Source organism: Streptomyces sp. TRM70350 (assembly GCF_019219825.1).
Lineage (GTDB): Bacteria > Actinomycetota > Actinomycetes > Streptomycetales > Streptomycetaceae > Streptomyces.
In genome coordinates this window covers 1-7,729 of record NZ_JAHUXH010000064.1, presented here as the reverse complement: position 1 = coordinate 7,729, position 7,729 = coordinate 1, and the positions used below count along the sequence as shown (strand labels likewise).

The following is a 7,729-nucleotide window of genomic DNA, read 5'->3' as shown; positions in this document are numbered from 1 at the left end:
CAGTCCGTTCAAGAGGCGCACGCTCTCGTCGGGCGAGAGGGCCTGTGACCGCAGCATTCCATACTTGTGGTGATAGTCGCTGACCTCGTCAGGATCGTCGACGAGGAAGCTGGCGCGCTGCACTTCGAGGTAGACCAAACGCTCGTGTTCCGGTGTCTCCAGCAGCACCATGGGCCCGTCGAGACCGGCGTGCGGCGTTCGGTCCATGGGCATGATCTGCACACTCATGTGGACGGGCTCGGTGTACTCCAGGATTTGCCGGATCTGTTCACGCATCACCTCAGGGCCGCCGACCTGGCGCCGCAGGATGCTCTCCTCCAGCACGAAGTGGCCGACGGGCGGCCGATCGCGCTGCCAGACCAACTGCCGTTCCATACGCGCGTTCACCCACTGCTCGGCCGTCTCACTCCCGATCGCCGGATACCTGAAGTCGAAGACGGCCCGGCAGTAGTCCCGGGTCTGGAGAAGCCCAGGAACGACCTGAGCCTCGTACGACAGGAGGCTGACCGCCTCCTGTTCGTGATCGACCAGCCCCTGCGCGAACTGCACGATCCGCTCCCGCACCGGCAGTTTCGCCACCAGCACGCTCAACACCCCACCGGTCCCCAGCAGTTCATCGAACTGCGCCGCGCGATCCGGCTGCAGCGCGAGCCGCCCCTGCTCGATGGACCCCACCGTGTCCACATGAATGTTCGCCATCTCGGCGAACTGCTCCTGTGTGAGACCCGCTCGCTTCCGGTAATGGGCGAGCACCGCGCCGACCGCCTGCCAGGAACCGACCTTCTTGGGCTTCTTCGCCGTGTGCATGCGTCGACCCTTCCCCCGTACGCAGCAGAACTCCTCGTAGCGGACTCGTAGCAATCAGAACTACGACGTCACTCACTGATCCACGATAGTGACTCGCTGTGACAGTGGCCGCATGAACGCACCATCCCAACACCCCCGTACCCGCGAGGCGTTCTGCCGCCGGGACCGCAGATCGGTGCGTCTGGCACGCGAGTTCACCGGCGAGGCGCTGACCGAGTGGGGCGTGACCGAGCGCGGCGACGACGTGCTGCTCTGCGTCAGTGAACTCGCCACCAACGCGTTACTGCACGGCGTACCGCCAGGCCGCGGCTTCCTCGTCCGGCTCACCCTGTACCCCGACGGCGTGCTGCGCGTCGCCGTCCACGACAGCGGCTCCGGTGAGATCCGCATCCCCGAACGGTCCACGGATTCCGAACGCGGCCGTGGTCTGTTCCTCGTCTCCGCGCTCGCGGACAAGTGGGGAGTGGAGGAGCGGCACCCCGGCAAGATCCTGTGGTGCGAGTTCGGGCCGCCGCCCGGTCGGCGGCGGCCGTGAAGAGGCGTGGCCTACGCGTTCTTGATCGCCGAGATGTCGAAGACCAGCTTGATCTTGTCCGAGATCAGGAAACCGCCCGTCTCCAGCGCCGCGTTCCAGGTCAGGCCCCACTCGGAGCGCAGGATCTCGGCCTTGCCCTCGAAGCCGACCCGGTCGTTGCCGAACGGGTCCTTCGCGGCGCCGTTGAACTCCAGGTCGATCGTGATCGGTTTGGTGACACCGAGGATCGACAGGTCGCCGGTGATGCGGTAGTCGTCGCCGCCGAGCGCCTCCGCCTTCGTGGAGCGGAACGTCATCGTCGGGAACTGCTCCGTCGTGAAGAAGTCCGCGCTCTTCAGGTGGGCGTCCCGGTCGGCGTTGCCCGTGTCGATGCTGTCCATCTTCACGTCGATGGAGGCCGTGGACTTGGACGGGTCCGAGCCGTCCAGGTGCAGTGAGCCGCTGAAGTCGAGGAACTTGCCCTTGACGTTCGTCACCATGGCGTGCCGGGCGACGAAGCCGATCGTGGTGTGCGCGGGGTCGAGGGCGTAGTCGCCGGTCAGGGCGGCCAGCTGCGGGGTGCTGCTCATGACGTGCTCCTTGGGGGCGGTGCTGCGGGATCGTCAGCGTCTGTTGAATGTTCAACGACATCGACGGGTTCGACCGTAGACCTATTCCGTTCAATTTTCAACATCATGGCCGTGGTGTCGCGATTGGATCACTCGCCGGGGTGGTACCCAGTGATCGTGTCCTCGGTCGCGGTCCTGGTCGAGCTGCTGCGCAGCAGCACGTCAGGTGGTCATGTCAAATGCTGGGAGCGGTTCACGGAGAGCGCCGCCCGGCTGCCCAGCGGCCCGGACGGCCCCGGACTGGACCTCACCGTGTACTTCCTCGGCGACCGCGAGAGGGTCGAGGAACTGGCCCCGCACGTCCGGCTCGTCATGCTCCGCCCCGTGCTCAGCACCGCCGCGCTGGTCTCCGCCGACGGTGCCGAGGACGCCTCCGACCTCACCCCGTATCACCCGCGCCTCGCCGCCCTGCTGCCCCGGCACGACGTCTGGCACCTCACCCACACCTTCGCCTACGCCGCCACCGCCACCCGCCTCGCCCGCACGGCCGCACCGGCACCCCGCCTGGTGGCCTCCGTCCACACCGACGTCCCCGCCCTCGCCGCCGTCTACAGCCGCTACCTCGCCGACCGCCGGCTCCCCGGCACCCACGGCCGGGCGGGTGACTTCCTCGCGAACCGGGTCGAGCGCCGGCTGCGCAGGCGGCGGGACCGGCTGCTGAGCGGCTGCGAACGCGTCCTCGTCCCCACCCCGGCCGCACGCGCCGAACTCGCCCGCACCCTGGGCCCCGACCGCGTCTCGCTGCTCCGCCGCGGCATCGACCACCAGCTCTTCCGCCCGGACGCCACCGCCCGGACCCGCCTCGCCGCCGAGTACGGCGTCCCCACCGACCGGCCCCTCGTCCTGTTCGCTGGCCGGCTCGACGCCACCAAGGGGCTGCCGCTGCTCGCCGAGAGCGTGCGGTTGCTGCGCGGGCGGGGAAGCGGTGTGCATCTGGTGCTCGCGGGGTCCGGTGCGGAGGAGGCGGCGGTACGGCGGTCCCTGGGGGCGGACGTCACCTGCCTCGGGCCGCTCGCCCAGGAACGGCTCGCCGCTGTGTACGCGGGCTGCGACATCTTCGCCTTCCCGTCCCGCAGCGAGACCTGCGGCAACGTCGTCGCCGAGGCGATGGCGAGCGGGCTGGCGGTGGTACTGCCCGAGGGCGCGCGCACCACGCACTGGCTCGGCGCCCCGGGGCAGGACGGGATCGTCGTACGCCGTGACGATGCGCGGGACTGGGCGGACGCCCTGGGCGCGCTCGTCGATCAGCCGCGCGTCCTGGACGCCGTCCGCCGACGGGCCGCGGCCACGGCGAGGAGCACCCACCCCTCGTGGGACCGGGTGCTGGAGGAGGACCTGCTGCCGGTGTGGACGCGGGCCGTTCCGGCGGTTCGCACGGCGTGAGGACGACGCCGGGGCGGCCATGGTCGTCCGGGGGCCGCCTTGGTCAGCGGCGCCCCGCACCTCGTACGAACGCACCGCCGCGCCGCCCGTGCAGGGCCGCCACCACCGGCGACGAGTCCAGGCTCACGATCCCGGCCGCCACCAGGGCCAGCCCGGTCACCGTGGCGGCGCTGACCGGCCACCCCGTGCGGATCGTCTCACCGAAGACCGTCATGCCCACGGTCACGGCGACCACCGGCTCCGTCGCGTCGATGACCGGCAGGCTCGCGGCCAGCGGGCCCTGCTGGAACGCGCTCTGGATGAGCAGCAGGCCCCCCAGACTGGCGGCGACGAGGGCGTAGGTCTGCCAGGCGGAGAGGGCGGAGCCGAGCCCGTGCCGGAGGCGTTCCACGGTGGCGGCGAGCAGGACGGACTGCATGCCCATCACGGCGCCGGCCGCCAGCGCTGTGGCCGAGGCCCGCCAGGGGCCGAGGAGCAGTCGTCCGGCCGTGAGGGCGACACAGACCAGGGCCGCCGTCGAGCCCAGGATCAGCAGCCAGGACATGAGGCCCGTCTCCGGACGGCCGCCGTGCGGGCGGGCGGAGGCGAGCGCGAGGGCGAGACCGGCGGCCACCGCGAAGGTGCCGGACCACTCCCGCCGGCCGAGGCGCAGCCGGTGCAGGCGCGCGGAGAGCGGTACGGCGAAGACGAGTTCGGCGACGATCAGCGGCTGGACCAGGCTGAGCGGGCCGAAGGCGAGGGCCAGGGACTGGAAGCCGTACGCGAGCACCGCCAGCCCGATGCCCGACAGCCACAGCCGGTCCCGTACGAGATGGCGCAGCAGCCTCGGTTTCAGCGCCTCGTCGTCCGGGCGCGCGCCCGCCGCCCACTGCTGCAGCAGGCCCGCGACGGCGAAACAGGCGCCGGCGGCGAGCGAGGCGAGGACGGCGACCGGCATCGCGGCTAATCGGCGGCTTCCCGGCCCGGCGCGCCCTGCGTCGCCCCGCGCGTGTGGACGTACAGCTGACGGCGGTCGGCGACGTCGAGGTGCTGGGGGAGGGGGAGTTCGTAGCGGACCGGCCTGCCGTGGTCGGCGATCTGGCGGCGCGGGTTGTACACCTTGTTGAACTTCCAGAGCATGCGGGCGAAGTTCGTCTGCCCGTGCAGCAGGTTGCGGCCGAGGACGCGGGCCGCGCCGAACGCCGTGCGCAGGCCCAGGTGCTTGCGGTTGATGACGGCCTGCGTGCGCACCAGCTCCTCGTAGAAGCGTTCGAGCGGCAGCTTGGTGGGGACCACGGCGTGCTGGATGTCGAAGAGGCGGTAGTCGCGGGTGGTCAGGCGACGCGACTCGGTGTGCCAGATCTCCGTGCCGGGGTACGGCGTCATCACCGTGAAGTGCACGATCTCCGGTACGGCCAGCGCGAACTCCCGGACGATCCGGAAGCGTTCCTCGTCCCACGCCGGATCGACGATCAGGTTGATCGCGACCTGGATGCCCAGCTTGCGGGCCGTCTGCAGGGCGCGCAGGTTCTCGTCGGGGCTGATCCGCTTGCGGAACAGGTCAAGGCCCTCGGCGTCGATGGCCTCCATGCCGAGGAACATGTAGCACAGGCCCAGCCGGGACCAGCGGTCGAACACCTCCGGGTGGCGCAGGAGTACGTCGCTGCGGGTCTCCAGGTAGTAGCGCTTGCGGATGCCGCGGCGCTCCACCTCGGCGGCGACGGCGTCGCCGTGCTCCGGACGGATGAAGGCGACGTCGTCGACGATGAAGACGTTCGGCTCGCGGATGCTCGCCAGGTCGGCGGCCGCGGCCTCGGGGGAAGCCTTGCGGTAGCTGCGGCCGTAGAACGTCCACGCCGAGCAGAACGAGCAGTCCCAGGGGCAGCCCCGGGTGAACTCGATGGAGGCGCACGGGTCGAGTTCGCCGATGAAGTAGCGGCGGCGGTTGCGCATCAGGTCGCGGGCCGGGAGCGGGGCGTCGATGCCGTGCAGCATCAGCGGCGCGGGTCCCCGTCCTTCGGCGGTGACGATGCCGGGTACGTCCGCCAGGTCGCCGCCGTCCTGGACCGCCGCGAGCAGCGGCGCCATCACCGGCTCGCCCTCGCCGCGGACCACGGCGTCCACCGCGCCCTCGGCCTGCCGGATCACGTCCTCGGCGACGAAGGAGACGCTGTGACCGCCGAAGAACACGAAACAGCCCGGTACCGTCCGCTTCACCGCCGCGGCCAGCTCGATCGCCTCCGGGATGTTCGCGAGGTAGTTCAGGGAGACGCCGAGGGCCTCCGGGCGGAACGAGCGCACCTCCTTGCGCAGCTGCTCCCGGCTCATCACCTGGAGGTCCACCACGCGCACCTCGTGACCGGCGTCGCGGGCCGCGCCCGCCACCCGTTCCAGGCCCAGGGGTTCGAGCCGCAGGAAGATCTCGGAGTACATCAGGGCGCTGGGGTGGACGAGCAGCAATCGCACGGGGACCTCGTCACAGGAGCGGATGGATGCGGAACGGGAGGGTTCCGGGCTTCCCTTCGCCTCTTCGTATCCCGGTGAGCCCCTGCCGCGTACCGCTGATACCGCCGCCTGGGTGCACCGCGCGGTCCGCAAGGGTGGTCCGGGCGCGTCGGTCGGGCGGCAGGACTGGCGGCCGGGAGCGAGGAAGCGTGTGCTGGAGACGTGCCCGGCACACCGGACCCACAGCGCAGGGAGACCGACTCGTGAACCACCCCGGCCCCGGCTCCACGCACGCCCGCCAGACTGGGCCGTCTCCGACACCGTCTGCGCCCCCTACGGGCTCGGGTCCCAGGCACGGCCCACCGACGAAGCCGACCACCACGGCGCCCGGCCCCCCTTCGCCCGCCGCCCTCACCGCCCGGCGGGAACACCTGGCTCCTGGTCACCCGGTTGGGGAGCCGACCCCCGTCACCCCGTCGGCGAGCGCCGGGTCGGGAGTCTTGCTGGGGCGGCCGGTGCCTGTCGCCCCGCCCGCAAGCACCGGGTCCGGAGTCTTGCTGGGGCGGCCGGTCTCTGTCGCTGCGCTGGTGAGTGCCGGGTCCGAAGTCCCGCAGGGGCAGCCGACTCCCGTCGCCCCGCCCGCAAGTGCCGCCTCCGGAGCCCCGCAGGCGCAGCCGACCCCCGCCGCCCCCCAGGCCGACCCCGCCCGTGACCCCTCCACGGTCGAACGCGACCCCGACCCCGCCCGTGACCCCTCCGCGGTCGACCCCGACCCCGACCCCGACCCTTCGCTCCCCCCCGACCGTCTCGTGGCCCTGATTACCGGCGCGTCCTCCGGCATCGGTGCCGCCGTGGCGCGCCGGTTCTCGGAGGGGGGCTGGCAGGTGATCGTCAGTGGCAGGGACCGCACGCGGCTGGCGGAGACGGCCGCCGGGGCGGGGCCCGCCGTCATGCTGCCGGCTGATCTCGCCACCCCCGATGGCCCCCGCCTGCTCGCCGAGTCCGCGCTGCGGGCCGGCGGGCGGATCGACGTACTGGTCGCCGGGGCCGGGATCGGGTGGGCCGGGCACTTCGTGAGCATGCCGTCCGCCGCCATCGACCGGGTGCTCACCGTGGACCTCAACGCCACCCTCCACCTCGTCCGCGAGGTCCTGCCCACCATGGTCGCGGCCGGCCGGGGCCGGGTGGTGCTCGTCGGGTCGGTCGCGGGCTGCGTGGGCGTACGGGAGGAGGCGGTCTACTCCGCCGCCAAGGCGGGCCTCGCCGCGTTCGCCGAGGCCCTGCGCCAGGAGCTGCGCGGCACCGGGGTGGGCGTCACCCTCGTCGTGCCCGGCCCCGTCGACACCCGCTTCTTCGCCCGCCGCGGCGCCACCTACCGGCGCTCCCACCCACGCCCCACGACCGCGGGCCGGGTCGCCGACGCCGTCTGGAATGCGGTCCTGCGCGGCCGGGACGAGATCTACGTGCCCGGCTGGCTCACCTTGCCGGGGCGGGCGAAGGGACTCGCGCCCACGGTGTACCGGCGCCTGCTGAACCGGTTCGGCTGAGCCCGCGCTACCCTCACGTGTCACCCGAGGGATGGCATGGGGCGGACATGAATCTTGCGTGGCTGCGGGCTGACCATTTTGTGTGAGCCCTACAACGCAGAAGCCCCCTGAGCAGTCGGAACGCCTGCAAGCCGCCCTGGTTCTGTTCAGGGGTACCAGGAAAACGCGCCGGAGACTGTACGGAGTCGACGGCCCGCTTTCCTTGGTGTCCTTCGTAAGGTCGCTACATGACCGTTTTGGATGAGGCGCCGGGTGAGTCCACGAGCGAGCCGACGGACGCGCGCGGGCGAGTGGCCGAACTGCACGAGATCCGCGCGCAGGCGGTGGCCGGCCCCAGCGAGAGGGCGACCGAGGCGCAGCACGCCAAGGGCAAGCTGACCGCCCGTGAGCGCATCGAACTGCTCCTCGACCCGGGCTCCTTCCGC

Annotated in this window: 7 protein-coding genes and 1 pseudogene; 4 read left to right on the top strand and 4 right to left on the bottom strand. The window is 71.8% G+C overall.

All coding sequences use genetic code 11. The features are described from left to right. Positions 1-807 (bottom strand): helix-turn-helix transcriptional regulator (locus KWI83_RS37355; protein WP_218518819.1); only part of this gene is annotated, 807 nt, incomplete at its 3' end. A gap of 112 nt (positions 808-919) precedes the next feature. On the opposite strand from KWI83_RS37355, the gene KWI83_RS37350 reads away from it, so the two are divergent. Further along, the gene (locus KWI83_RS37350; RefSeq protein WP_218518818.1) at positions 920-1,342 is read left to right on the top strand and encodes an ATP-binding protein; all 423 of its coding nucleotides are present in this window, start codon (positions 920-922) and stop codon (positions 1,340-1,342) included. 11 nt (positions 1,343-1,353) lie between these two features. Here the strand turns inward: KWI83_RS37350 and KWI83_RS37345 are convergent, their stop codons facing one another. Next, positions 1,354-1,911, bottom strand: coding sequence for a YceI family protein (locus tag KWI83_RS37345; RefSeq protein WP_218518817.1), 558 nt, complete (start codon positions 1,909-1,911; stop codon positions 1,354-1,356). 156 nt (positions 1,912-2,067) lie between these two features. Here KWI83_RS37345 and KWI83_RS37340 point away from each other — a divergent pair, with 156 nt between their 5' ends. Beyond that, the gene (locus KWI83_RS37340) at positions 2,068-3,333 is read left to right on the top strand and encodes a glycosyltransferase (RefSeq protein WP_218518816.1); all 1,266 of its coding nucleotides are present in this window, start codon (positions 2,068-2,070) and stop codon (positions 3,331-3,333) included. A gap of 43 nt (positions 3,334-3,376) precedes the next feature. On the opposite strand, the gene KWI83_RS37335 is transcribed toward KWI83_RS37340, so the two are convergent. Then, positions 3,377-4,270: a DMT family transporter gene (locus tag KWI83_RS37335; RefSeq protein WP_218518815.1), complete on the bottom strand. Its 894-nt coding sequence runs from the start codon at positions 4,268-4,270 to the stop codon at positions 3,377-3,379. A gap of 5 nt (positions 4,271-4,275) precedes the next feature. Further along, on the bottom strand, positions 4,276-5,778 hold the full coding sequence (gene hpnR / locus KWI83_RS37330) for a hopanoid C-3 methylase HpnR (RefSeq protein WP_218518814.1): 1,503 nt from the start codon (positions 5,776-5,778) through the stop codon (positions 4,276-4,278). A gap of 566 nt (positions 5,779-6,344) precedes the next feature. On the opposite strand from hpnR, the gene KWI83_RS39675 reads away from it, so the two are divergent. Together KWI83_RS39675 and KWI83_RS37320 are read left to right on the top strand one after the other, a co-directional pair. Continuing rightward, complete coding sequence (locus tag KWI83_RS39675; RefSeq protein WP_308122399.1) at positions 6,345-7,304, top strand: SDR family NAD(P)-dependent oxidoreductase; 960 nt, start codon at positions 6,345-6,347, stop codon at positions 7,302-7,304. 227 nt (positions 7,305-7,531) lie between these two features. After that, a pseudogene (locus KWI83_RS37320) lies at positions 7,532-7,729 on the top strand (methylmalonyl-CoA carboxyltransferase); the annotation flags it as partial.